This window comes from Shinella sp. 1A1 (assembly GCF_055379515.1).
On the sequence record NZ_AP039671.1, the window covers coordinates 547,501 to 571,134 of the forward strand.

A 23,634-nucleotide genomic window follows, 5' to 3' on the forward strand; every position below is an offset into this window, starting at 1 on the left:
CCTTGTCGGGTAAGTTCCGACCTGCACGAATGGCGTAACGACTTCCCCGCTGTCTCCAGCAGAGACTCAGTGAAATTGAATTCCCCGTGAAGATGCGGGGTTCCTGCGGTTAGACGGAAAGACCCCGTGCACCTTTACTATAGCTTTACACTGGCATTCGTGTCGGCATGTGTAGGATAGGTGGTAGGCTTTGAAGCAGGGACGCCAGTTTCTGTGGAGCCATCCTTGAAATACCACCCTTATCGTCATGGATGTCTAACCGCGGTCCGTTATCCGGATCCGGGACCGTGTATGGTGGGTAGTTTGACTGGGGCGGTCGCCTCCGAAAGAGTAACGGAGGCGCGCGATGGTGGGCTCAGACCGGTCGGAAATCGGTCGTCGAGTGCAATGGCATAAGCCCGCCTGACTGCGAGACTGACAAGTCGAGCAGAGACGAAAGTCGGTCATAGTGATCCGGTGGTCCCGCGTGGAAGGGCCATCGCTCAACGGATAAAAGGTACGCCGGGGATAACAGGCTGATGACCCCCAAGAGTCCATATCGACGGGGTTGTTTGGCACCTCGATGTCGGCTCATCGCATCCTGGGGCTGGAGCAGGTCCCAAGGGTTTGGCTGTTCGCCAATTAAAGCGGTACGTGAGCTGGGTTCAGAACGTCGTGAGACAGTTCGGTCCCTATCTGCCGTGGGTGTAGGAATATTGACAGGATCTGTCCCTAGTACGAGAGGACCGGGATGGACATATCTCTGGTGGACCTGTTGTCCTGCCAAGGGCATAGCAGGGTAGCTATATATGGAATGGATAACCGCTGAAGGCATCTAAGCGGGAAACCAACCTGAAAACGAGTATTCCCTTGAGAGCCGTGGAAGACGACCACGTTGATAGGCCGGGTGTGGAAGCGCAGCAATGTGTGAAGCTTACCGGTACTAATAGCTCGATTGGCTTGATCGTTCTCATTGTTCATGCTCATCGGCCCTTTGAAAAAGGGCGATGAAGCCAGACGTGTTCACAGACTAAACAAACGAAGGCTCCGCCTTCTACCAGCTTCTCAAAAGATTGCCCTTAGCCGACCTGGTGGTTATGGCGGGGTGGCTGCACCCGTTCCCATTCCGAACACGGCCGTGAAACGCCCCAGCGCCAATGGTACTTCGTCTTAAGACGCGGGAGAGTAGGTCGCTGCCAGGTCTGCTAAAGGCAATCAAATCTTCTCAAAACAATCCTCGGCCCAAGCCGAAATCGGGCCGCCCTCAAAGCGGCCCTTTTGCATGCAAAAACATAACGCGGGGTGGAGCAGCCCGGTAGCTCGTCAGGCTCATAACCTGAAGGCCGCAGGTTCAAATCCTGCCCCCGCAACCAAATCAAAAGCCCCGATGACAGAAATGTCGCGGGGCTTTTTAGTGTTTGTGCTCCGTCTCAAGCTCGCCGGACGCAATGCGGGCCATCATATCGTTCTGGGCGGAAGCGACAAACTGCTGTTGCATGATGTCGATCACATCCATCGACGCCATGATGTTGGCGACATCGCCATGGACCTGCAGAGCTGCCAGCCGACGGCCCGGTGTCTTGCCGATCACCACCGTCTCGATCAGATCGCGAACGATCGGCATTAGCCGGCGCTTGGCCTGTTCGTCGGCGTTGTTGCAGGCGAGGAAGATCAGCTTGCGGATGGCGATCTCGGTGTTGGCGGGATTGAACTGCCCCCGCAGCTTTCCAATCTTCTCCTGAAAATCCTCCACCGGTTCTTCGGCTGTGCCGGCGAATTCTTTGACCAGCTTCTCGCGCGTGACTTCCAGTTCGTCGAGCTGGTCGTCCAGAATGGGTAGGCGAGGGCGGCCCTCGGCATGCCGGTCCTGAAGCTGCTGCATCAGGCTCCAACGCTGCGCAAGATGAAAGCTTCGCGTTTGCGCCGGTTGCTCACACCGCGCCACTTGGCGTATTCAAAACCGCCGGGGCTCTAATCGCCGCTGGACTGACCCCGTCGGGATATTGCTCGAAGATCCAGCGCACGATCTCTGCCTCGGCCGGTTCGATCTCGCGCGGGCCCCTGATCCTGTCGCCGTTGGCGTCGCGCTGCTGGCCGAGCCGGTAGCCGTAGCACAAGCGGGTCATCGCCTTGCCCTTGCGGGCCGCCGTCTTCATCCCTTCGCGCGTGCGATAGCGGATCTGCTCGACCAGCTCATGGCTGAGCGTGGAGCGCATATGCAGCTCGATATGGCTGATCGGCTGGCCTGCCTGCACGGTCCATATCGCCGTGTCGTGGTAATTGAGCTCCTTGAGGATCTTGGAGCTGTGCTCGACGTCACGCGACAGGCGGTCGACGGTAACGCAGAGGACCACGTCGATCCGCTCGCACTTCGGTTCGCGATAGGGAATTATTCAAATCGCGCTTCTGATTTTAGCGACTAGCGATTGGGTGTTGCCATTCGCCACTCATTCCGCAGCGCTTTGGACTTCAGATTCGAAATAGGATGAAAATCTGCGAGAAAGATCGCTCAGATCCAGCATGGCCCGCCGCAGGTGGAGCTTCATGACCTCCTGGGCGCGTTCAGTATCGCCCGCCGCAACGGCGTCCAGTGCGTCCTGATGGTCTTTTACCAACTGACCGAGTTGACCGGCTTGGACCGACAGGCGGCGGACGCGGTCCATGTGCTTCTTCGCGTCCGAAATGAAGCCCCAGACCCCGTCGCGGCCGGCAAGGCTGCAATAAAGGGCATGCATGCGCTCGTCGCATTCGAAGAAGAGGTCCGAATTGTCCTCCTGAATGGCAAGCTCCTGCTCCTCGATGGCCTGACGGATGCCGAGCAGAATGCGGCGGTTCGATTGCCGGGCCGCTTCCGCCACGATCGCAACTTCGAGCTGCTCGCGGACGAACTGCGCCGTCCGCACCGCGTCCATGCGGATCGGTGCGACCACGACGCCCGCCCGCGACCGGATATCGACCAGCCCCTCCGCGGAAAGGCGAGACAGCGCCTCGCGTACCGGTGTGCGGCTGACGCCGAGGAGCTCGGCCATGGCATGCTCCCCGATCGGTTCGTTCGGCTTCAATTCGAGGCCGATGATCTTTCGCGAAAGGGTACGGTAGCAATGCTCCGCCGCCGAAATCTTCGTATCACGCGTCATGGGTTGAACGCCCTTGTTTTCTTGCATGCAAATCTCTCTCGCGTGCAGGATAACCCGGAAAATAATGATTTTCCACTCGTGCCAACGTCGATGCTTGACCAGTTCAAGAATCTTGCATACAAGAATGCAAGGAATTTGGGAGGAGACCGATGACACTGCATGACAAGTTGCGGCCCGCTATCGTGCGGGCAATCGCGTCCAGCGCGCTGGCGGTATTCATGGCGGGCGCCGCGAGTGCCGGGGACCTGACCATCGGGGCGCTCTATCTCGATGCGCAGGGTTTTTACGGCGGCATCAAGAAGGGCATCGAGGCAGGCGCCAGCAACGAGAGCGTGCGCCTGCTCGGGCAGAATTCGCAGGGCGATGCGGCCAAGGAGGCGCAATTCGCCTCCACGCTGATCTCCTCGAAGGTCGGCGCCATCATCATGTCGCCGGTCTCGGCCACGGCTTCCGTGCCGGTCGTCAAGCAGGCGGCGGAGGCCGGCATTCCGGTGGTCTGCTACAACACCTGCGTAAACGACGAGGACGCCAAGAAATACGTCAAGGCGCTGGTGACGACCGACCAGTACAAGCTGGGCTACGATGTCGGCGTCGTCGCCGGCGATTATTTCAAGGACAAGGGGATCGACAAGCCCCGGTTCGGCGTCCTGAACTGCGATGTCTACGAGGCCTGCGTGCAGCGCAAGGCCGGTTTCAAGAAGGCCGTCGAGGAGAAGGTGCCGGGTGTCGAATGGGCGGCCGACCAGGCCGGCTTCGAGCCGGGCAAGTCGACCGAGACGGCGACGACCATGCTGACCGGCGACACCGCGATCAACGCCATGTTCGCGACGACGGACAACGGCACGATCGGCGCCATCCAGGGCATCATGGCCTCCGGCCGCCAGGGACAGGCGGTAGTGTTCGGCAACGATATCAGCGTGCAGCTCGCACAATATCTCATCAACGCGCCCGAAACGCTGATCGCCACCAACGGCCAGCAGCCGCAGCAGATGGGCAAGGATTCCGTGCTCATGGCGCTGAAGGCCATCAAGGGCGAGGCGATCGACAATTATCTCACCATCGTGCCGACGGAGATGTTCCTCTCCTCCGATCCGGACAAGGTGAAGGCCTGGCTGGAAGCGCGGCCCGACGGCATCCCCTGAATTCAGCCGGTTTCCTCCCGGGGGAGGGCGCGGCTTGCCGCGGCCTTCCCTTTTCGTCAACGCAGTCAGTGGCATGGTCCCATGGTCGAACCGCTCGTTCACATGCGCGGCATATCCAAGGCGTATCCCGGCGTCGTCGCCCTGCGGGATGTGGACTTCGCCCTGGCGCGCGGCGAGGTCCGCGCCCTGCTCGGCAAGAACGGGGCGGGCAAGTCGACTCTGGTGAAGATCCTCGCAGGCGTCGAACGGCCGGACGAGGGCGAGATCCTGATCGACGGCAAATCCGTCGCGCTCCGTGCGCCGATGGATGGCATCAAGGCCGGCATCGCCACCGTGCACCAGGAATTGAGCGTGGTGCCGGAGCTTTCCATAGCGGAGAATGTCTTCCTCGGCCGCTGGCCGACGCGCGGCGGGCGCGTCGATTGGCCCCGGATGCAGCGCGACGCGCACGATGCGCTCGCCCTGCTCGGCCTTCGTCTTGATCCGCGCCAGCCGGTGGCACGTCTCTCGGTGGCGGAACACCAGCTCATCGAGATCGCGCGCGCCCTCAGCCAGGGCGCCCGCCTGCTCATCCTCGACGAGCCGACCAGCTCGCTCGTCGCCCAGGAAGCGGAAACGCTGATCCGCGTCGTGCGGCAGCTCGCCGAACAGGGCACCAGCATCATCTATATTTCGCACCGCATGGACGAAATCCGCAAGGTGGCGCATTCCGTCACCATCATGCGCGACGGCCGCCATATCGCGACCGCCCCGGTCGCCGATGTCTCGAACCGGGAGATCGTCGACATGCTGCTCGGCGGTACGCAGGGCGAAGGCGGCAGCGCACGCGCTGTCGGCGAGCCCGGCAGATTCAGCCCGCTGCTGACGATCAGCGACCTCCGTGTCGCGCCGCGCGTCGAGAGCGCGAGCCTGGAGATCAGGGCCGGCGAGGTGCTCGGCATCGCGGGCGTGCTCGGATCGGGCCGCACGGAGCTCCTGCAGGCCATCGCCGGGCTGCGCACCGCCGAGGGCGGTTCCATGACGCTCGCCGGCAGCGATTTCAGGCCCGCGAGCCTGCGCGAAGCGCGGGCGAACGGCATCTTCATGACGCCGGAGGATCGTCGCGGCGAGGGGGCGGTGATGATGCTCGGCATCGACGAAAACCTCGTCATGGCGAGCTGGGGTTCGGTCTCCCGTGGCGGCGTGATCGACCGGGCCGCCATGCGCAAAAAGGTCGCCGCGTCGATCCGCTCGCTCGGCATCAAGCTTGCCCATCCCGGCGAGGCGCTCGGCAATCTCAGTGGCGGCAACCAGCAGAAGGTCGTCATCGGCAAGGCGCTGAATGCAGCGCCGCGCATCCTGCTGCTCGACGAGCCGACGCGCGGCGTCGACATCGGCGCCAAGCGGCAGATCTACCAGCTCATGCGGAATGCCGCCGCCGACGGCCTCGCCGTCGTCTTCGTCTCCGGCGAGATCGAGGAGTTCTGCGAGGTCTGCGACCGCGTCCTGATCCTGCGCGGCGGCTGCATCACGGGCGAGGTGGAAGGGGCGGCGATCCGCACGGAGACGCTGGCCGAGCTGACGACGGGCGAACACGGAGTGCATTGACGATGGCCCCTATCCAATCCGAATCCTATCAGAAGTTCGACCTGCGGCACTTCCTCAGCGGGCGCGCCAACGAGATCGGCCTCCTCGTCGCCATCCTCGTGCTCTATGCCTTCCTGGCGGCCTTCGCCTCGAATTTCATGACGCTGCCCAACCAGCTCAATATCCTGCGCGATGCCGCCTTCGTCGGCATCATCGCCTGGGGCATGACGCTGGTGCTGATCAGCGGCGAGATCGACATCTCCGTCGGCCCGCATGTCGCCTTTGCCGGCGTGCTTCTCGCCTCGCTGGCGCAGTCCGGCGTGCCGCTTGCCGCTGCCGCCCTGATCGTCATCGTCCTCGGCGCGCTGATCGGCTGCTTCACCGGTGTGCTGCGCGCCTTCCTCGACGTGCCGAGCTTCATCGTCACGCTGGCGCTCTGGCTGGGGCTGCGCGGCACGGCGCAGGTCATGTCGGATGCCGTGCCGATCGTGATCATGGATTTCAGCTTCCAGCGCCTCGGCGCCGGCTGGTTCCTCGGCATTCCGACGCCCGCGGTCATCATGCTGGTGCTCTTCGCCGTCTTCAGCTTCGTGGCGACGCGCACGGTCTTCGGCCGCAGCGTCTATGCGGTCGGCGGCAATGCCGAGGCCGCGCGCCTCTCGGCCATTCCCGTCGCGCGGGTGCGCATCCTCGTCTTCGCCATCACCGGCGCGCTGGCGGCGCTGACGGGCATCCTGATGGCGAGCCGTCTCGGCTCCGGCAACAGCGGCGCGGCCTCCGGCCTGGAATTCGACATCATAGCCGCGGTCGTCGTCGGCGGAACCAGCCTGTTCGGCGGACGCGGCACCATGCTCGGGACGCTGCTCGGCGTCGTGTTCATCGCGGCCCTCGTCAACGGTCTCGTCCTGATGGGCGTCGATCCATTCGCCCAGGGCATCGTGCGCGGCGTCGTCATCCTCGTCGCCGTCATGGTCAACATCATCAGCATCAAGCGCATGCGGGGGCGGACATGAACGCGAACGTCACGAGGCCGAACCGGGCGGCGGTGCTCCTGTCGCCCAACCAGGTTGAAATGCAGGACTGGCCGGAGCCGGTCGCCGGGCCGAACGATGTGGTGGTGGAGGTCGCCGCCGTCGGCGTGTGCGGATCGGACGTGCACTATTTCCGCCATGGCCGGATCGGCAATCTCGTCTGCGACCGGCCGATCGTGCTCGGCCACGAGGCGGCGGGCACGGTCGTCGCGACGGGCGATGCGGTCACGCATCTCAAGATCGGCGACCGCGTGACGTTGGAGCCGCAGCGGCCGTGCGGCCATTGCGAGCAATGCTGGTCGGGTGCCTACAATCTCTGCCGCGACGTGGTGTTCATGGCGACGCCCCCCTATCACGGCGCCTTCGCGCGGCGGGTCGTCAATCCGGCCGATTTCACCTTCGCCATTCCCGACAGCCTCTCCTTCGAGGAGGCGGCGCTGATCGAGCCGCTGGCCGTCGGGCTGTGGGCGACGGAGCGGCTCGACCTCAAGCCGGGAAGCTCCGTGCTGATCGTCGGCGCCGGGCCGATCGGGCTGCTGGCGGGGCAGGCTGCAGCGGCGCGCGGCGCCACGCGCATCATCCTTTCCGATATCAACCCGGCCCGCATCGGCCTCGTCTCCCGCTTCCCGCGTTTCGAGGCGCATGACGCGGCCGCCGATCCGGCCTACGGGACGATTGCCGAGGTGGACGCCGTCATCGAATGCAGCGGGGCGCCGACGGCGGTCACGCGCGCCCTGCCGCGCATCCGCCCGCGCGGCGGCCTTGCCCTGGTCGGCATCAATCCGACGGGCGCCGCCTCGGTCGACTTCTGGCCCGCTATGGAGCGGGAGCTCTCGATCCACGGCGTCTTCCGCTATGCCGGCATGTATCCGAGGGCGATCGCGCTGGCGACAAGCGGCCTCGTGGACCTGAAATCCGTGATCACGCACCGTTTTGGCCTTGAGGAAACGGCGGCGGCGCTTGCCAGGGCGAGCGACGACCCGTCCTCGATCAAATCGGTGGTGCTGCCATGAAGACGGCGGTTTCCCTGCTCCTCGATGCGAAGGATATCGTCGGCGAGAGCATCGTCTGGTCGGGCGAGGAGAAGGCGCTCTACTGGGTGGATATCGTCGGCCGCCGCATTCACCGGCTGGAACCCTCAAATGGCCGCCACGATGTCTGGCCGACGCCCGATTTCGTGACCTCCATCGGCATGCGGGCGGATGGCGGCTTCATCGTCGGCCTGCACCGCACCGTCTGCCTGTGGCGGCCGGGCGGGGCCTTCGAGGAATTCGCGGTGCCGGAGCCGGACCTGCCGGACAACCGCCTCAACGAGGGGCGCGTCGCGCCGGACGGTGCCTTCTGGGTATCGACCATGCAGAGCAACCTCCACCCTGACGGCTCGCCCAAGGACATGGACCGCAATGCCGGGGCCATCTACCGCATCGATGCGGATGGCCGGGTCGCACAACTGACGCCGAACGCATACGGCATCACCAATACGATGGCCTGGACGCAGGACGGCCGTTTCTTCTTCGCCGATACGCTGGCGAACGAACTCTATCTCTTCGATTGCGATGTCGCCACCGGCGCCCTTGCCAACCGGCGCACTCTTGGCGCCGGTTTCCCGCGTGGTTTTCCGGATGGCTCCTGCCTCGATGCGCAGGACCGGCTGTGGAACTGCCGCGTGGCGGGCGGCGCGGCGGTCGCGGGTTTCGACACCGACGGCGATCTCGTCGGCCTCGTCGAACTGCCGGCGGGCTGGCCGACGAGCTGCACCTTCGGCGGGCCGGACCTCTCCACCCTCTATGTCACGTCGGCGCGCTTCACCATGCCGGCCGACCATCTCGACGCGCATCCGCTGGAAGGGGGGCTCTTCGCTGTCGAGGGCGTCGGCCGCGGCCTTCCCGAGCCGAAATTCGGGGCCTGTGCCCAAAACCCTTCCGTTTCGGAGAAAGCATGATGAGTGAATTTGACGGCAAGAGCATCATCGTTACCGGCGGCAGCCTCGGCATGGGGCTTGCCTGTGCGCATCGCTTCGCGGCGGGCGGTGGCAAGGTGCTGATCGTCGCCAACGACAGGGCTTCGGTCGATGACGCGGTGGCGGCCATCGGCGCGAATGCTGCCGGCTTCGTCGGCGACGTGCGCAGCAAGGACGACATGGCGGCGGCCGTCGACACCGCCGTCGCGCGCCATGGCGGCGTCGACGTGCTCGCCTGCTGCGCCGGCATCCAGCGCTACGGCACGGTGGTCGACACGCCCGAGGAGGTCTGGGACGACGTGCTCGACATCAACCTCAAGGGCATCTTCCTCGCCGCGAAATTCGCCATCCCGGAAATGCAGAAGCGCGGCGGCGGGGCGATCGTCGCCATCTCCTCCGTGCAGGCCTATGCCTCGCAGGCGGGCGTTGCTGCCTACACGGCGAGCAAGGGCGCCATCAACGCCCTCGTGCGCGCCATGGCGCTCGACCACGCGCCGGACAACATCACCGTGAACGCCGTCTGCCCGGCCTCCATCGACACGCCCATGCTGCGCTGGGCGGCCGATCTGTGGAAGGGCGACAGCACGGCCGAGGCGACGCTGGATGCCTGGGGCAGGGGCCACCCGCTCGGCCGTGTCGGCAAGCCGGCCGAGGTCGCCGATCTCGTCGCCTTCCTGGCAAGCGACAAGGCCCGCTTCATCACCGGTGCCGATATCAAGATCGACGGCGGCGTGCTCTCCAAGCTCGGCATCATCATTCCCGATTGATCGGAAGGCTGACCATGAAACCGTTTCCCGATTTCCGCTCGAAGACGTTCCTTTTCGCCCATCTACGCGAGATCATGGATTTCTACCATCCGATCTGCCTGAACAGGGAAGACGGCGGATACTACAACGAATATCGCGACGACGGCTTCATCACCGATCGCAAGACGCAGCATCTCGTCTCGACCACGCGCTTCATCTTCAACTATGCGACGGCCGCCGTGCTGTTCCAGCGGCCGGATTTCGCCGAAGCGGCCGCGCACGGCGTCAAGTATCTCGACGAGGTGCACCGCGATCCCGATTTCGGCGGCTATTTCTGGCTGATGCACGGCCGCGAGCCGGTGGACACGACCAAGCATTGCTACGGCCACGCCTTCGTGCTGCTCGCCTATGCCGCGGCGATGAAGGCCGGCATCGCCGGCATGGCGGAGAAGGTGTCCGAGACCTGGGATCTGCTCGAAAGCCGCTTCTGGGAGCCGGAACGCGCGCTCTACAAGGACGAGATCGGTCGCGACTGGCAGCGGGTTTCGCCCTATCGCGGCCAGAACGCCAATATGCACATGACCGAGGCGATGCTGGCGGCCCATGAGGCGACGGGCGAGGCGCGCTATCTCGACCGTGCCGAAACGCTCGCCCGCCGCATCTGCGTCGAGCTCGCGGCGGGTGCCGGGGACGTCGTCTGGGAGCACTACCGCCAGGACTGGACGATCGACTGGGATTACAACAAGGATGACCCCAAGCACCTGTTCCGGCCCTACGGCTACCTGCCGGGCCACATGACGGAATGGACCAAGCTGCTGCTGATCCTCGAGCGGTACCGCCCGCGCGACTGGATGCTGCCCAAGGCCATCCTGCTCTACGAGACGGCGCTTGCCAGAAGCGCGGACCTCGAATTCGGCGGCATGCACTACAGCTACGGCCCGGACGGCAAGCTCTACGATCTCGACAAGTACCATTGGGTCCATTGCGAGACGGTGGCCGCCGCCGCCGGCCTTGCGGAGCGCACCGGCGAGGAGCGCTACTGGCAGGATTACGACCGCCTCTGGCGTTACAGCTGGCGGCATCTGGTCGATCACGACCATGGCTGCTGGTTTCGCATCCTGTCGCCTGCCGGCGAAAAGCAGAGCGACATCAAGAGCCCGCCCGGCAAGACCGACTATCACCCCTTCGGCGCCTGCTACGAAATCCTCCGTGTGCTGGGGGAGGCGCGGTAGCGCCCGGAAAACGGCCGGCCGCGCCACGCGCTCCGCGGCTGGCCTCTCGGCAGAGAGCGCAAGCGAAGATCATGGGAGGGAATGACATGCTGAAGACATCGCTGGCCGCACTGGCGCTGGGCGCCGCACTCGCTGTGGCCGGGATCGCCGGAGCCGCGGACAAGCCGAAATTCGTCTACCTGACGCAGACCGGCATCGACAACAGCTTCTGGCAATCGATCAAGCGGGGCATGGACGATGCCTGCGCCCAGTTCGACGCGGATTGCCAGCTCATCTTCACGACGCCGAACGGCGACCTGCAGAAACACCTGCAGAATCTCGAAACGGTGGTTGAGCAGGGCGTCGACGGCATCGTGACCGTCATCGTCAATGACGACCTCTACGACGAGACGGTGAAGAAGGCCGTCGACAAGGGCATTCCGGTCATCACCGCCAATGTCGACGACAGCCAGGGCGCTGCCGGCAATGCGCGCAACGCCTTCGTGGGGCAGGATCTTTTCGAGGCGGGCTATGTCCTGATGAAGGGCCTGCATGCGAAAATCCCGGCCGACCAGCCCATCCACGCGCTGCTGGGCCTCTCCCGTCCGGGGGAAAGCTGGGCGGAGGCGCGCATCGGCGGGGCCAAGAAATTCTTGGAGGAAGCCAAGGCCGCCGAGCCGAACCGCGAGATCACCTATGAGGTGATCGACAGCTCCAACGACATTTCCGTCACGGCGTCCCGCATCTGCCAGTACGTGCAGGGCAAGCCGGACACCAACGCCTATGTCGATGCCGGCTTCTGGGGCGCGGGGGCGGGCGAGTGCCTGCGCGACCTCGGCATCAAGCCCGGCCAACTGCACATGGCGACCTTCGACCTCGTGCCCGTCGTGCTCGACGAGATGAAGAAGGGCTATGTCGACATCACCATCGACCAGCAGCCCTATTACCAGGGCTATCTGCCGATCCTCCAACTCGCGATGATGAAGAAGTTCGGTCTCAGCGCTTTCGACGTCAACACCGGCAAGGCTGTGGTGGAGCCGAAGGACCTGGAGCAGGTGGAGAAGTTCATGTCGATGGGCATCCGCTAGATCGCCATTCACCGGCTCTTCCGCCGGAAGGCGGGAGAGCCCTTTAAAGGCCAGAGACCATGAAACCTAATGTCCGCAACCTGATGGCGCGGCCGGAAATGGCGGCGCTGCTGATCTTCGCCGCCCTGTTCGTCGCCTTCAGCTTCATCAACGACCGGTTCTTCGCGACCGGCAACATGACCGTCTATCTGCAGCCGATCCCGGAACTGGCGATCGTCGCGATGGGCATCACGATCCTGATCATCGCCGGGGAATTCGACCTTTCCGTCGGTTCCGTCTTCGGCCTGTCGCCGATGGTGACGGTCCTCCTGATGCAGGCGGGCTGGCCGGTTGCGGTCGCCATCCTCGCCGGCCTCGTGCTGGCGGCGCTGATCGGCCTTGCCAATGGCCTGATCACGCTGCGGCTGAAGATCCCGTCCTTCATCGCCACGCTCGGCATGCTGTTCATGGCCCGCAGCCTCGCCGTCGTGCTGGCCGGGGGCTTCCCGCCGGTCTTTCCGCGCGAGCTCGATGTCTCCTGGCTGGTGGGGCGCCTCGATCTCGGCCTCGTCGCGCCGCGCGTGTCGCTTCTCTACATGATCGCCATCGCGCTCGCTCTCGGCTTCGTGCTGCGGCGCATGGATTTCGGCCACTGGATCTATGCGACCGGCGGGCACCCGCAGGCCGCGCGCGACATGGGCATCAAGACCGAGCGGGTGAAGATCGCCTGCTTCATGCTCTGCGCCACGCTCGCCGGGTTTGCCGGCATCATCCAGAGCTTCCGCGTCAAGGTAATCGTGCCCAATCTCGGTACCGGGCTCGAGATGCAGGCGATCGCCGCGGCCGTCATCGGCGGCGTGGCGCTCACCGGCGGCGTCGGCTCCATTCTCGGCGCGGTGGTCGGCACGCTGCTGATCGCCATGATCGAGAACATCCTCATCCTCAGCGGCGTCAACGCCAACTGGTTCATGTTCGCCGTCGGCGCCATGATCGTCGTGGCGGTCGTCCTCAACACGCAGACCCGGCTGAAAGCCGAAGGCATGAAGGGGTAAGCCATGAGCAACGCCGCCAATACGGCCGGAGAGCCGATCATCAAATGCGTCGGCCTGCAGAAATGGTACGGCGCCGTCCATGCCCTGAAGAACGTCGATTTCCATGCCGCTCGCGGCGAGGTGATCGGCCTTGTGGGAGACAACGGCGCCGGCAAGTCGACGTTGATCAAGATCCTGTCCGGCGTGCACACGCAGGACCAGGGCGACATCTTCATCGAAGGCCGCAGCGTCTCCATCACCGGCCCGGAAGTGGCGATGGGCCTCGGCATCGAGACCATCTACCAGTACACGGCCATGGTGCCGGAAATGTCGATCGCGCAGAATTTCTTCATCGGGCGCGAGCCTTTGAAATTCGGCCGTCCCGGCCTCGGCATCGTCGACCGGGCGAAGATGGCGCGCGAGGCGATGGAGGGGCTGCGCGGCGTCGGCCTCCACCTGCGCGGGCCCGATACGCCGGTCAAGGCGCTCTCGGGCGGGCAGCGCCAGGGCGTCGCCATCGCGCGCGCCATGCATTTCCGCTCGAAGGTGCTGATCCTCGACGAGCCGACCAACCACCTCTCGGTCAAGGAGACCAACAAGGTGCTGGATCATGTCGTCGAGCTGAAGGGCCTCGGCGTCACCTCGATCTTCATCAGCCACAACCTGCACCACATCCATCCGATCTCCGACCGGATCGTCGCCATGGCCCGCGGCGAGAAGATCGCCGATCTGCCCGCCGGCGAGATCAGCGTCGACGAGATGACTCGGATGATCAGCTAGCGGCCTTTCCGGCCAGGGCCGGGACGCCAGATGTTCCGGCTTTTTCGACAGACAGTTCCATTGGAGCCTCCCATGAAGCGACCCAGAATTACCGATATCCGCGCCACGACCGTCACCGTTCCGCTGGAGGCGCCGCTGCGCCATTCCAACGGGGCCCACTGGGGACGTTTCGTGCGCACCATCGTCGAGGTGGAGACCGATGTGGGCATCGTCGGCCTCGGCGAGATGGGCGGCGGCGGGGAGAGCGCCGAAGCCGCCTTCCGGGCGCTGAAACCCTATCTCGTCGGGCATGACCCCTTCGAGCTGGAAAATCTCCGTTTCATGATCTGCAATCCGACGGCAAGCCTCTACAACAATCGCACGCAGATGCATGCGGCGATCGAATTCGCCTGCCTTGACATTATGGGAAAGTTCCTCAGCGTACCGGTCTATGACCTGCTTGGCGGCAAGATGCGCGAAATGGTGCCCTTCGCCAGCTATATGTTCTTCCGCCTGCCCAACAAGGACACGGGCCTTGGTGAAACGCGCACAGCCGATCAGCTCATCGAGCAGACGTTGGCCCTCAAGAAGAAGTGCGGTTTTACCTCGCATAAGCTGAAAAGCGGCGTCTTCCCGCCGGACTACGAGTTGGAGGTCTATCGCGCCTGGGCAAAGGCGCTGGGGCCGGACAGCGTACGCTACGACCCCAACGCCGCCTTCTCCGTCGAGGAGGCGATCCGTTTCGCCAAGGGCATCGAAGATCTCAACAACGATTACTACGAGGACCCGACCTGGGGGCTCAATGGCATGCGTCGTGTGCGAGAGAACACCAGCATGCCACTTGCCACGAACACGGTGGTCGTCAATTTCGAGCAGCTTGCCGCTAATATCCTCAACCCCGCGGTCGACGTCATCCTGCTCGACACGACCTTCTGGGGCGGCATCCGGCCTTGCGTGAAGGCCGCCGGTGTCTGTGAGACATTCCAGCTTGGCATCGCCGTGCATTCCTCCGGGGAACTCGGTATCCAGCTCGCGACGATGCTGCATCTCGGTGCGGTGGTCCCGAACCTCGTTTTCCATGCCGATGCGCATTACCACCAGCTTGTCGACGACATCATCGTCGGCGGCCCGATGCGCTACGAGAACGGTGCTATCAAGGTGCCGTCCGCGCCAGGTCTGGGCGTGGAGCTCGACCGCGACAAGCTCGGCAAATATGCCGACCTCTACAAGACGCTGGGCGGCTATCCGTATGACCGCGATCCGTCGCGCGAAGGCTGGTTCTCCGTCGTGCCGAATACCCGCTGGGCCGATCCCGACGACAACCGCGTCGTCAGCTACTGATGGAGCAGTCCATCGTCCGGCCTGGATATCGTGCCGGACGATGGTTTTGACCTTGAGATCGACGTCCCGCCAAGCGATCCTGGCAATCAGCCGAACCGGTTTACGGGCAAACCGCGATGGCCTGTCTTGACGGCGAACACCGCGCCTTCCAGCGGATTGGCTTTCAAATGCCCGGCGGTCAGCCCGAAACGGGCCGATGTGACATAGAGAATGTCAAGGTTCGGGCCGCCAAATGTGCAACTCGTAGGCGACGAGCAGGGAAGTTCCACCACGCGATCAACGGTTCCCTCGGGGCTGAGACGGATTATGCAGGCGCCGCCCGCCACGCGGCAGTTCCAGATGAAGCCCTCCTCATCAAGGCATGAGCCATCCGGAACACCTTGTGGGAAGCCGCACAGCACCGGCTTGCGATCCGAAAGGCGCTTCTTCGTCGGGTCGAAGGCGTAGCTGAAGATCGCGTTTTTCAGGGTGTCGGCCGTGATGAAACGCCCGTCGACCGTCCAGACGAACGTATTCGTGATGCCGAAAACATCGTCGCTCTGAACATGCAGCGTGCCGTCGGGGGTATAACGGTAAATACGGCCTGTGCTCGCAGTTATCTCCTGCGGCGAGCCATCCGGCGCTATGTTGTTCTGCATCGTGCCGATCCAGAAACAACCATCGGGGCCGACCACGCCTTCGTTCAACCGGTTGCCTAGCTGTCCCGGTTCGATCTCGCAAACGGTCCGGAACGTTTCCGCAAAGTCGAACAGGACGAGGCTCCTGCGGAGACCCAGGATGGCGCCGCCATCTCTTCTGAGCCCGATTGATGTGACGAGGTCGGGCGTATTCCAACTCTCATGGACAGCGTTGTCTGGCCGAAATCGGTGAATACGCCTGCCAACGATATCGACCCAGCAGAGCGCATTTTCGCGATCGTCCCAAACAAGGCTCTCGCCCACGATGTTTCTTGCTTCGAAGCATGGCTCGACACGGGGCATGAAGCTTCTCTCCTTTTGCAAGGCTGTCTTGACATATAGGTTTGTATAAGAATATGACAGAAAGAATGAAAGCTGTAATACAGGTTTTCAAAATTGATCGGAGGAACGAAATGGGAGTGGAGGCATCCATCGGTGCGAACCCTGAGGCGCCGAGTTTGGTCAGTGCGACGATCGGTGCAATCACGAACCATATCCGTGTCAATGAACTTGGGCCGGGAGACCGGCTGCCGAGCGAGGCGGCGCTTTCCAAAGAATTGAGCGTTTCTCGGCCGGTGGTGCGCGAGGCCTTTCGTTCGCTTGCGGCGATGCGGTTGATCGATCTCAGCGTTGGGAAACGCGCGACGGTCGCGCAATTGGATCATGGCGCGATGTCGTTGATGATCGAGCACGGGATTCACACCGAGCAGATCAACGTCCAGCAAATTTACGACGTTCGTCGGACGATCGAGGTCCGTACCGCGACGCTCGCTGCGCTCAGGCGCACGGACGCCGATGCGAAGGTGATCCTGGCGCATGCCATGGCCATGGAGGAAAACTTCAGCGACGCGGAAAAGATCATGGAAAGCGATCTTGCTTTCCACCTTGAGATCGCCCGCGCGTCCAAGAACCCGATCTTCACGCTCATCGTCGGCGCGTTTCAGGGTGTATCCCGCCAGACATGGCCCATCGGCTGGCGCAGCCGTACCTCTGACGCCGAACGACACGCGATGAACGCGATCCACATCGAGCTTGCCCAATCGATCCTGGCTGGAGACCCGCAAGCTGCAAGCAATCTCATGGCCAGGCATTTCGATGAAAGCGTAAAGGCGCTTCTCGCGGCAGGTATCGCTTAGGAACCGACTTATGAAAATTACGAAACTTGAAACCGTGCGCGTCGCGGAACGACAGAACTTGCTCTGGATTCTGGTGCATACCGACGAGGGGATCACCGGCCTCGGCGAGACCTTCTTCGGAGCCGAGACCGTTGAAGCCTACATCCACGAATATGTGGCGCCGCGCGTTATCGGGCGCGATCCGCTTCAGATCGATCTGCTGGCGGCCGATCTCGTCGGTTACCTCGGATTCCGATCATCGGGGGCTGAGGTGCGCGGCAACTCGGCATTCGACATTGCCCTGTGGGATATTTTCGGCAAGGCGACGGGACAGCCGATCGCGCAATTGCTCGGCGGCTTCAGCCGCCGCGAAATCCGCACTTACAACACCTGTGCCGGAACGGAATACATCAAGAAGGCAACCGGCCAGACGACGGCGAACTATGATCTTTCGACCTCGGCGGTCAGAGCCTACGACGATCTGAACGGTTTTCTTCTTCGGGCGGACGAACTTGCTCACTCCCTCCTGGAGGAAGGCATAACGGCAATGAAAATCTGGCCGTTCGACATCGCGGCGGAAAAGACCCGCGGGCAATATATCTCGCTGCCTGACCTCAAGCACGCGCTGGAACCGTTTGAAAAGATCCGCTCGGCCGTCGGCGACAAGATGGACATCATGGTCGAGTTCCATTCGATGTGGCAGTTGCTGCCGGCCATGCAGATTGCGAAGGCGCTGACGCCCTACCAGACCTTCTGGCACGAAGATCCGATCAAGATGGACAGTCTCTCCAGCCTCGGACGCTATGCGGCTGTTTCGCCAGCCCCGATCTCCGCATCGGAAACGCTCGGATCGCGCTGGGCTTTCCGCGATCTGCTGGAAACAGGTGCGGCCGGTGTCGTGATGCTCGACATCAGTTGGTGCGGGGGGCTTTCGGAAGCAAGGAAAATCGCGGCGATGGCAGAAGCCTGGCATCTGCCCGTCGCGCCCCACGATTGCACCGGCCCGGTCGTCCTCTGCGCCTCGACGCATCTGTCGCTAAACGCGCCGAATGCCCTGGTCCAGGAGAGCGTGCGGGCTTTCTACAAGACCTGGTATCGCGATCTGGTCACCGCCTTGCCGGAGGTGAAAAACGGCATGATCACCGTTCCGCCGGGTGCCGGCCTGGGCATGGAATTGCACCCGGATCTCGAGCGGGCCTTCACCGTGTCCCGTCGTGTCTCGGATGCCGCGAGCATCTGAGTTTCCAATCGAACCATCACGTAAACCTGGGAGGAGAGAGCATGAAAAAGACCCTTATCCACGGTGCCCTGGGGGTTGCCCTTATGGCAGGCACCGCTGGCATCGCAAAGGCAGAACCGCTGAATATCGTTTTCACCCATCACTCGTCGGCATCGAATACCTTCTGGCAGGCCGTCAAGAAGGGTTTCGACGATGCCTGCGAGAAGATCGGGGCGAATTGTCAGATGGTGTTCACCCAGACGGAGGGTGCGGTCGAGCAGCAGCTTTCGAACATCGAGGCGGCTCTGGCTCGCAAACCCGATGCGCTTCTGACCTCCATCGTCGATGACAAGGCGTTGGACGACGTGATCGACCGGGCAACCAAGTCTGGCGTCTTGGTGATCGGCGTCAATGTCGATGACAGCAAGGGTGCAGACGGTAACAGCCGGGCGGCATTCGTCGGTCAGGGCTTCCGGCCCGCCGGCCATTCGCTTGGCAAAGCCATGTCCGAGCACTTCCCCAAGGAAGGGTCGATCAAGGTTCTCGTCGGCATCTCCGCTCCGGGGCAGAACTGGTCGGAAGCGCGCGGTCAGGGCGTCATGGATTTCCTCGAGGAATACAAGGCGGCCAATCCGACGCGGGACATCTCGTGGGAACGCATCGACAGCGGAACCGATCTTGCTGTGACCGCAGACCGTGTCGGCGCCTATCTCAACGCTCACCCTGATACCACAGCCTATTTCGATACCGGCTTCTGGCATGCCGCGGTTGCCCGCGTCCTGAAAGATCGGGGGATTGAGCCCGGAAAGGTCCTGCTCGGCGGCTTTGACCTTGTTCCCGAAGTGGTCCAGCAGATGCAGGCTGGCTATGTGCAGGTCGAAGTCGACCAGCAACCCTATATGCAGGGTTTTATGCCGGTCATGGAAGTCTACCTCGCCAAGACGCTGGGCCTCGCGCCGTCCAACATCGATACCGGGCAGGGCATTGTCCGTCCGGCAGACGCCGACATGATCATGGATCTGTCCGCGAAAGGCCTGCGCTGACGTGTGGCCGAAGGGGGATCGTGAGCGATCCCCCTTCCACTTTGGAGATTTCTGAATGAAAAGACTGCTTAAGATATACATGGAGAAGCCGGAGCTCGCGGCACTCCTCCTGCTGGTCGTTCTGATCGCCCTCTTCCAGAACCAGTCTGGCGGCATTTTCCTGACAGCGGATAACCTGCGCGGCGTCTTTGGAATCCTGCCCGAGATGGCGTTGGTCGCCATCGGTGTGACTGTTCTGATGATATGCGGCGAGTTCGATCTTTCGGTGGGGGCAGTGTTCGCTCTGATGCCGATGACGATCGCGGTGCTGATGACGCATGACGTCTCGTTCCCCTTGGCACTTGTAGCAGGGCTTCTCGTCTGCGTCGCCATTGGTTTCCTGAACGGTTTTTTGACGATCCAGTTCGCCATCCCGAGCTTCATCACCACGCTCGGCATGATGTTTGTGGCCCGCTCGTTGACGGTGGTGGTTTCCGGTGGATTCCCGCCGCTTCTGTCTCCGGACCTGCCGACCTGGCTGTTCACGAGCTATGTGGGGCCGGGTGAGCTTTTCCGCATGTCGTTCATTTGGTTCGTCGTCGCTGCTGTGCTCGTTTCCCTGCTGCTGAGCCGCACGAATTTTGGCAACTGGGTGCGTGCGACGGGCGGTTTTCTTCCTGCCGCGAACGCAATGGGCATCCCCACGGCGCGCGTCAAGATTGCGTGCTTCATCCTTTGCTCTGTGCTGAGCGGCTTTGCCGGGCTGATACAGGTTTTGCGCCTCGGTTCGCCGCTGCCTTCGATCGGAGAAGGCATGGAGCTTCAGGCCGTAGCTGCCGCCGTCATCGGCGGGACGGCGCTCACCGGCGGCATCGGCGCGGTCTTCGGCGGCATCATCGGTGTTGCGCTCATCCGTGTCATCGACAACGGCCTGATCCTTAGCCAGGTCGATGCCAACTGGTTCAAGTTCGCTATCGGATCGCTGACGATCTTCGCGGTTATTGCAAATTCCTGGCTGCGCAAACGCGCCAAGGCGATCAAGGTGGAGACCTGAGCCATGAGCGAACCCATCGTTTCGGTTAGAAACCTGCACAAATGGTATTCCGGCGTTCATGCGGTGAAAGGCGTGTCGATCGACTTCGCCAGAAACGAGGCCGTTGGCCTGATCGGCGACAATGGTGCTGGCAAATCGACCTTGATCAACATCCTGTCCGGCGTGCAGAAGCAGGACGAAGGCGAGATCTTCGTGGAGGGCCGCAAGGTCATGATTTCCGGCCCGCGCGATTCCATGCGGCTCGGTATCGAGACCATCTATCAGTACAATTCCATGGTGCCGACCATGTCGATCGCCCGTAATCTGTTCATCGGCCGCGAGCCCATGCGGTTTTCGATTGGAGGTATCGGCGTCATGGACATGCGCAGGATGCGTGAGGACAGCGTCAAGGCGATCAGTGATGTCGATCTGCATCTGCGCTCGCCGGATGCACTCGTCGGCGAATTGTCGGGAGGACAGCGGCAGGGTGTCGCAATCGCCCGCGCCATGCATTTCAAATCCAAGGTAATGATCCTTGATGAGCCGACCAACCATCTCTCCGTCAAGGAAACCAACAAGGTCATTGGTTTCGTTCGCTCCTTGAAGGAGCAGAACGTCACCGGCATCTTCATCAGCCACAACATGCACCATGTCTTCGAATGCTGCGACCGCGTCGTTGCCATGGCCCGCGGCCAGGTCGTGCTCGATAAGCGGATCGGTGACACGACGATCGAAGAAGTCCAGTCGGTGCTCTGAGGAAACGTCAATGGCAACACTTGCAGGAAAAACGGCCCTGATCACTGGAGGCCTTGGCACGCTTGGTCAGGCACAGGCGAAGCGGCTTCATGCCGAGGGTGCCTCGGTGATTGTGCTCGACCGGCCGGAAACACAGAACGGCGCGCTGAAGGCGGCGGAGCTCGGTGCCGGCGTCCGCTTCCTCGGCTGCGATCTCAACGACCTGCAAGTGGCGGAGCAGGTTGTTCGCGCGGAAGCCGAGGCGTCCGGCGGTATCGACATTCTCGTCAACAATGCCGCGTTGATCATCAACAAGCCGTTCGAGGCTTTTAGCCTGGAGGAGTACGAGGACCAGATCCGGGTCAATTCCTCTGCCGCCTTCGCTGCGGTGCGGGCCATCGCGCCGTTGATGAAAGAGCGCCGGAGCGGAAAAATCCTCAATTTTACCTCGATCACCCTGAACGGGCAGTGGGATGGCTATGTGCCCTACGTGGCGTCGAAAGGCGCCATGCTCGGCCTCACCAAAGGGCTTGCCCGTGAACTCGGCCCCTATGGCATCAACGTCAATGCCATCTCTCCGGGCGCTGTGGTTTCCGAGGCCGAGGAGCGGGTGTTCGGCGACCGGCTGCAGCAGTACAACGATTGGATTCTGGATCGCCAGTGCTTGAAAAAGAGGATCGAGCCGAACCATGTCGCAAGCCTTGTTCTGTTTCTGGTATCGGCCGCGTCCGACATGATCTCGGGCCAGAACTTTGCCATCGACGGAGGCTGGTAGTTGCAGGCGCAGGAGATCGTTCTCGAGAACGAGCGTGCGCGTGTCGCCGTCGTCCCCGAGATGGGGGGTGGCATTGCGCGCTTGGATGTCCTTGGAGCGGACGGAAGGTTTCGCTCGCTATTGCGCCCATGGAACGGCCGGACCAGTGACGGTCCCTTCGCTTTGGCGAGCAACGTGCTGGTCCCGTTCTCGAACCGCATCTCCGGGGGCGGTTTTGCCTTCGACGGGCAATTCCACGGGATCGAGCCCAATCTGGCTGACCAGGAATTTCCGATTCACGGCGATGGCTTCACTCGGGAATGGTTCGTTTCGGAACAGACGGGATCGACACTCACCCTGCATTGCTTAGGCGGTGACATCGGTCCGTTTCGCTATCAAGCCCGACAGACGCTGGTGCTCTCGCAAACCGGCCTCGAGGTCAGTCTTGGGGTGACATCGAAGTCAGCGGCGGCTTTGCCGTTCGGCGTCGGTTTTCATCCCTGGTTTCCGAGGAGCCCACAAACGAAGATCCGGTTTTCGGCCGACAGGGTATGGCTGGAAAACCAAAAGCATTTGCCGATAGCGCCGATCGATATCGAAACGAAAGGCTATTGGGATTTTTCCGATCTGACGGCTTTGCCGAACGGCTGGATCAACAATGCCTTCACCGGCTGGAATTGTATTTGCGATGTCGAGCAGGGCGCGGAGGCCGTGTCCTTCCGGCTGGCCGCATCCGACAACCTCGGTGTCGCTCTCGTCTTTTCTCCGGGCTGTGATGCGGATTTCTTCTGCTTCGAGCCTGTCTCCCACCCTGTCGATGCACACAATCTCCCCGGTTTTCCGGGGCTCAAGATTCTCGCTCCCGATGAAACTCTCAGGGTTGCGATGACTTTGGACTGGAGTTCCTGATGGTACAGAATGCCTTTGGTTGCGGCACCTTCGTTGGCCGGATATTCCGTTCCGGATACGGCGGCCCGTCTTTAGTCGTGCTGCGCGACGGCATGATCGTCGATATTACCAGCGCCGAAGCGCCGACGATGCGTGATCTGCTGGAGAGAGACGATCCGGTATCGTTCATTCGCGGCCAGCGGGGGGAAACCGTCGCCCCGTTGGAGGCGATCATGAATCTCGAGCTTCCAGCGGATGCGCCATATTCTCTGCTTGCCCCCTGCGACCTGCAGGCTGTCAAAGCGTGCGGGGTCACCTTCGCGCGCTCGATGATCGAGCGGGTCATCGAGGAAAAGGCTGCAGGAAACCCTGATCTGGCGCGTTCAATCCGTGAGCGGGTGACGGGCATCATCGGCGAAAGCCTGCGCAACCTGCGTGCGGGCTCTCCCGAAGCGTTGAAGGTCAAGGAGGCGCTGATCGAAGTCGGTGTCTGGTCGCAATATCTGGAGGTCGGCATCGGGCCTGATGCGGAGGTCTTTACCAAGGCTCCCGTCCTGTCTTCCGTCGGCTGGGGTGCTGCGGTCGGGCTTCACCCCATATCGAACTGGAACAATCCCGAGCCGGAAGTCGTGCTCGCCGTCGATAGCCAAGGGCGCGTGAAAGGCGCGACGCTGGGCAACGATGTCAACCTGCGTGATGTCGAGGGCCGTTCAGCGCTGCTGCTCGGCAAGGCAAAGGACAACAACGCCTCATCGGCCATTGGCCCATTCATCCGCCTGTTCGATGAGACATACTCGATCGACGACGTGCGCAATGCCGAACTGGAATTGCGGATCGAGGGCAGGGATGGCTTCGTCCTCAATGGCAGCAGTTCGATGAAGGAGATCAGCCGCGATCCGCTCGATCTTGTTGCCCAGACGATAGGACGCCACCATCAATATCCCGATGGTTTCATGCTGTTCATGGGAACGCTTTTTGCCCCCGTCGAGGACCGCGATACGACCGGCCAAGGCTTCACGCACAAGATCGGAGACCGGGTGACGATTTCTAATGCCGAGCTGGGAAGCTTGACCAACACCGTGGCGCTATCGACCGAATGCCCGCCCTGGACCTTCGGTATCGCCGCTTTGATGGGCAACCTCGCTGCGCGTGGCCTGATCGGGAAGAACCTGTAACCCGAACAGAGCTAATTTATAAAGGCGGCCATCAAGGGAGCATGTC

The 23,634-nt window shown here is 62.4% G+C and carries 22 protein-coding genes, 1 tRNA gene, 2 rRNA genes and 1 pseudogene (1 of these 26 only partly in view); 22 read left to right on the top strand and 4 right to left on the bottom strand.

Translation table 11 applies throughout. The features are described from left to right. From ACZ48C_RS02800 to ACZ48C_RS02810, 3 genes are all read left to right on the top strand, one after another. Positions 1–947: ribosomal RNA gene (locus ACZ48C_RS02800) — 23S ribosomal RNA — on the top strand (it extends 1,850 nt beyond the left edge of the window). A 119-nt stretch (positions 948–1,066) separates the two neighbouring features. Next, a 5S ribosomal RNA gene (gene rrf / locus ACZ48C_RS02805) occupies positions 1,067–1,181 on the top strand. 94 nt (positions 1,182–1,275) lie between these two features. Continuing rightward, a tRNA-Met gene (locus ACZ48C_RS02810) sits at positions 1,276–1,352 on the top strand. A gap of 38 nt (positions 1,353–1,390) precedes the next feature. Here ACZ48C_RS02810 and ACZ48C_RS02815 read toward each other — a convergent pair. From ACZ48C_RS02815 to ACZ48C_RS02825, 3 genes and pseudogenes are all read right to left on the bottom strand, one after another. Next, the gene (locus ACZ48C_RS02815; protein WP_464782106.1) at positions 1,391–1,861 is read right to left on the bottom strand and encodes a hypothetical protein; all 471 of its coding nucleotides are present in this window, start codon (positions 1,859–1,861) and stop codon (positions 1,391–1,393) included. 259 nt (positions 1,862–2,120) lie between these two features. Next, a pseudogene (locus ACZ48C_RS02820) lies at positions 2,121–2,372 on the bottom strand (recombinase family protein); the annotation flags it as partial. 54 nt (positions 2,373–2,426) lie between these two features. Next, positions 2,427–3,116, bottom strand: a complete 690-nt coding sequence (locus ACZ48C_RS02825) for a GntR family transcriptional regulator (protein ID WP_424548474.1) — start codon at positions 3,114–3,116, stop codon at positions 2,427–2,429. A 149-nt stretch (positions 3,117–3,265) separates the two neighbouring features. Between ACZ48C_RS02825 and ACZ48C_RS02830 the strand changes: the two genes are divergently transcribed. The 11 genes from ACZ48C_RS02830 (at position 3,266) to ACZ48C_RS02880 (ending at position 14,970) form a co-directional block, all read left to right on the top strand. Then, the gene (locus tag ACZ48C_RS02830) at positions 3,266–4,258 is read left to right on the top strand and encodes a substrate-binding domain-containing protein (protein ID WP_464782107.1); all 993 of its coding nucleotides are present in this window, start codon (positions 3,266–3,268) and stop codon (positions 4,256–4,258) included. Between the two features lie 81 nt (positions 4,259–4,339). Further along, positions 4,340–5,845, top strand: coding sequence for a sugar ABC transporter ATP-binding protein (locus ACZ48C_RS02835; protein ID WP_464782108.1), 1,506 nt, complete (start codon positions 4,340–4,342; stop codon positions 5,843–5,845). Positions 5,846–5,847: 2 nt separating this feature from the next. Further along, on the top strand, positions 5,848–6,837 hold the full coding sequence (locus ACZ48C_RS02840) for an ABC transporter permease (protein ID WP_313194210.1): 990 nt from the start codon (positions 5,848–5,850) through the stop codon (positions 6,835–6,837). Next, on the top strand, positions 6,834–7,868 hold the full coding sequence (locus ACZ48C_RS02845) for an NAD(P)-dependent alcohol dehydrogenase (protein WP_415212431.1): 1,035 nt from the start codon (positions 6,834–6,836) through the stop codon (positions 7,866–7,868). The genes ACZ48C_RS02840 and ACZ48C_RS02845 overlap by 4 nt, the downstream gene beginning before the upstream one ends. Beyond that, positions 7,865–8,797: an SMP-30/gluconolactonase/LRE family protein gene (locus ACZ48C_RS02850; RefSeq protein ID WP_464782109.1), complete on the top strand. Its 933-nt coding sequence runs from the start codon at positions 7,865–7,867 to the stop codon at positions 8,795–8,797. Before ACZ48C_RS02845 ends, ACZ48C_RS02850 begins: the two co-directional genes overlap by 4 nt. Then, complete coding sequence (locus ACZ48C_RS02855) at positions 8,797–9,582, top strand: SDR family NAD(P)-dependent oxidoreductase (RefSeq protein WP_415212441.1); 786 nt, start codon at positions 8,797–8,799, stop codon at positions 9,580–9,582. The genes ACZ48C_RS02850 and ACZ48C_RS02855 overlap by 1 nt, the downstream gene beginning before the upstream one ends. Before the next feature lie 14 nt (positions 9,583–9,596). After that, positions 9,597–10,793 (top strand): AGE family epimerase/isomerase, encoded by a 1,197-nt coding sequence (locus tag ACZ48C_RS02860; protein ID WP_464782110.1) that lies wholly within the window; start codon positions 9,597–9,599, stop codon positions 10,791–10,793. A gap of 86 nt (positions 10,794–10,879) precedes the next feature. Then, a complete protein-coding gene (locus tag ACZ48C_RS02865) occupies positions 10,880–11,860 on the top strand; it encodes a substrate-binding domain-containing protein (RefSeq protein ID WP_464782111.1) in 981 nt (326 codons plus the stop codon). Between the two features lie 59 nt (positions 11,861–11,919). Next, complete coding sequence (locus ACZ48C_RS02870; RefSeq protein WP_313194215.1) at positions 11,920–12,891, top strand: ABC transporter permease; 972 nt, start codon at positions 11,920–11,922, stop codon at positions 12,889–12,891. Between the two features lie 3 nt (positions 12,892–12,894). After that, positions 12,895–13,650, top strand: a complete 756-nt coding sequence (locus ACZ48C_RS02875; RefSeq protein WP_464782112.1) for an ATP-binding cassette domain-containing protein — start codon at positions 12,895–12,897, stop codon at positions 13,648–13,650. A 72-nt stretch (positions 13,651–13,722) separates the two neighbouring features. Then, positions 13,723–14,970 (top strand): enolase C-terminal domain-like protein, encoded by a 1,248-nt coding sequence (locus tag ACZ48C_RS02880; protein WP_464782113.1) that lies wholly within the window; start codon positions 13,723–13,725, stop codon positions 14,968–14,970. Positions 14,971–15,056: 86 nt separating this feature from the next. Here ACZ48C_RS02880 and ACZ48C_RS02885 read toward each other — a convergent pair whose 3' ends face one another. Beyond that, positions 15,057–15,950 carry an SMP-30/gluconolactonase/LRE family protein gene (locus tag ACZ48C_RS02885; RefSeq protein ID WP_464782114.1) on the bottom strand — a complete coding sequence of 298 codons (894 nt, stop codon included), beginning with the start codon at positions 15,948–15,950 and terminating at the stop codon, positions 15,057–15,059. Between the two features lie 110 nt (positions 15,951–16,060). On the opposite strand from ACZ48C_RS02885, the gene ACZ48C_RS02890 reads away from it, so the two are divergent. The 8 genes from ACZ48C_RS02890 to ACZ48C_RS02925 are packed head-to-tail and all read left to right on the top strand — an operon-like array spanning position 16,061 to position 23,588. Continuing rightward, positions 16,061–16,783, top strand: coding sequence for a FadR/GntR family transcriptional regulator (locus tag ACZ48C_RS02890; protein ID WP_464782115.1), 723 nt, complete (start codon positions 16,061–16,063; stop codon positions 16,781–16,783). Positions 16,784–16,793: 10 nt separating this feature from the next. Beyond that, positions 16,794–18,002, top strand: a complete 1,209-nt coding sequence (locus ACZ48C_RS02895) for a mandelate racemase/muconate lactonizing enzyme family protein (protein WP_464782116.1) — start codon at positions 16,794–16,796, stop codon at positions 18,000–18,002. Positions 18,003–18,043: 41 nt separating this feature from the next. Continuing rightward, positions 18,044–19,024: a substrate-binding domain-containing protein gene (locus ACZ48C_RS02900; protein ID WP_464782117.1), complete on the top strand. Its 981-nt coding sequence runs from the start codon at positions 18,044–18,046 to the stop codon at positions 19,022–19,024. 55 nt (positions 19,025–19,079) lie between these two features. Then, on the top strand, positions 19,080–20,057 hold the full coding sequence (locus ACZ48C_RS02905) for an ABC transporter permease (RefSeq protein WP_464782118.1): 978 nt from the start codon (positions 19,080–19,082) through the stop codon (positions 20,055–20,057). Between the two features lie 3 nt (positions 20,058–20,060). Beyond that, a complete protein-coding gene (locus ACZ48C_RS02910) occupies positions 20,061–20,792 on the top strand; it encodes an ATP-binding cassette domain-containing protein (RefSeq protein ID WP_464782119.1) in 732 nt (243 codons plus the stop codon). A gap of 10 nt (positions 20,793–20,802) precedes the next feature. After that, positions 20,803–21,546, top strand: a complete 744-nt coding sequence (locus ACZ48C_RS02915) for an SDR family oxidoreductase (protein WP_424548454.1) — start codon at positions 20,803–20,805, stop codon at positions 21,544–21,546. After that, complete coding sequence (locus ACZ48C_RS02920) at positions 21,547–22,434, top strand: aldose 1-epimerase (protein WP_464782120.1); 888 nt, start codon at positions 21,547–21,549, stop codon at positions 22,432–22,434. Further along, positions 22,434–23,588, top strand: a complete 1,155-nt coding sequence (locus tag ACZ48C_RS02925; RefSeq protein ID WP_464782121.1) for a fumarylacetoacetate hydrolase family protein — start codon at positions 22,434–22,436, stop codon at positions 23,586–23,588. The genes ACZ48C_RS02920 and ACZ48C_RS02925 overlap by 1 nt, the downstream gene beginning before the upstream one ends. Positions 23,589–23,634 lie beyond the last annotated feature (46 nt).

Bases quoted from the DNA above. Each gene is read 5' to 3' on its own strand.
- ACZ48C_RS02815 (WP_464782106.1), bottom strand. From the start codon at position 1,861: ATGCAGCAGCTTCAGGACCGGCATGCCGAGGGCCGCCCTCGCCTACCC.
- ACZ48C_RS02825 (WP_424548474.1), bottom strand. From the start codon at position 3,116: ATGACGCGTGATACGAAGATTTCGGCGGCGGAGCATTGCTACCGTACC.
- ACZ48C_RS02830 (WP_464782107.1), top strand. From the start codon at position 3,266: ATGACACTGCATGACAAGTTGCGGCCCGCTATCGTGCGGGCAATCGCG.
- ACZ48C_RS02835 (WP_464782108.1), top strand. From the start codon at position 4,340: ATGGTCGAACCGCTCGTTCACATGCGCGGCATATCCAAGGCGTATCCC.
- ACZ48C_RS02840 (WP_313194210.1), top strand. From the start codon at position 5,848: ATGGCCCCTATCCAATCCGAATCCTATCAGAAGTTCGACCTGCGGCAC.
- ACZ48C_RS02845 (WP_415212431.1), top strand. From the start codon at position 6,834: ATGAACGCGAACGTCACGAGGCCGAACCGGGCGGCGGTGCTCCTGTCG.
- ACZ48C_RS02850 (WP_464782109.1), top strand. From the start codon at position 7,865: ATGAAGACGGCGGTTTCCCTGCTCCTCGATGCGAAGGATATCGTCGGC.
- ACZ48C_RS02855 (WP_415212441.1), top strand. From the start codon at position 8,797: ATGAGTGAATTTGACGGCAAGAGCATCATCGTTACCGGCGGCAGCCTC.
- ACZ48C_RS02860 (WP_464782110.1), top strand. From the start codon at position 9,597: ATGAAACCGTTTCCCGATTTCCGCTCGAAGACGTTCCTTTTCGCCCAT.
- ACZ48C_RS02865 (WP_464782111.1), top strand. From the start codon at position 10,880: ATGCTGAAGACATCGCTGGCCGCACTGGCGCTGGGCGCCGCACTCGCT.
- ACZ48C_RS02870 (WP_313194215.1), top strand. From the start codon at position 11,920: ATGAAACCTAATGTCCGCAACCTGATGGCGCGGCCGGAAATGGCGGCG.
- ACZ48C_RS02875 (WP_464782112.1), top strand. From the start codon at position 12,895: ATGAGCAACGCCGCCAATACGGCCGGAGAGCCGATCATCAAATGCGTC.
- ACZ48C_RS02880 (WP_464782113.1), top strand. From the start codon at position 13,723: ATGAAGCGACCCAGAATTACCGATATCCGCGCCACGACCGTCACCGTT.
- ACZ48C_RS02885 (WP_464782114.1), bottom strand. From the start codon at position 15,950: ATGCCCCGTGTCGAGCCATGCTTCGAAGCAAGAAACATCGTGGGCGAG.
- ACZ48C_RS02890 (WP_464782115.1), top strand. From the start codon at position 16,061: ATGGGAGTGGAGGCATCCATCGGTGCGAACCCTGAGGCGCCGAGTTTG.
- ACZ48C_RS02895 (WP_464782116.1), top strand. From the start codon at position 16,794: ATGAAAATTACGAAACTTGAAACCGTGCGCGTCGCGGAACGACAGAAC.
- ACZ48C_RS02900 (WP_464782117.1), top strand. From the start codon at position 18,044: ATGAAAAAGACCCTTATCCACGGTGCCCTGGGGGTTGCCCTTATGGCA.
- ACZ48C_RS02905 (WP_464782118.1), top strand. From the start codon at position 19,080: ATGAAAAGACTGCTTAAGATATACATGGAGAAGCCGGAGCTCGCGGCA.
- ACZ48C_RS02910 (WP_464782119.1), top strand. From the start codon at position 20,061: ATGAGCGAACCCATCGTTTCGGTTAGAAACCTGCACAAATGGTATTCC.
- ACZ48C_RS02915 (WP_424548454.1), top strand. From the start codon at position 20,803: ATGGCAACACTTGCAGGAAAAACGGCCCTGATCACTGGAGGCCTTGGC.
- ACZ48C_RS02925 (WP_464782121.1), top strand. From the start codon at position 22,434: ATGGTACAGAATGCCTTTGGTTGCGGCACCTTCGTTGGCCGGATATTC.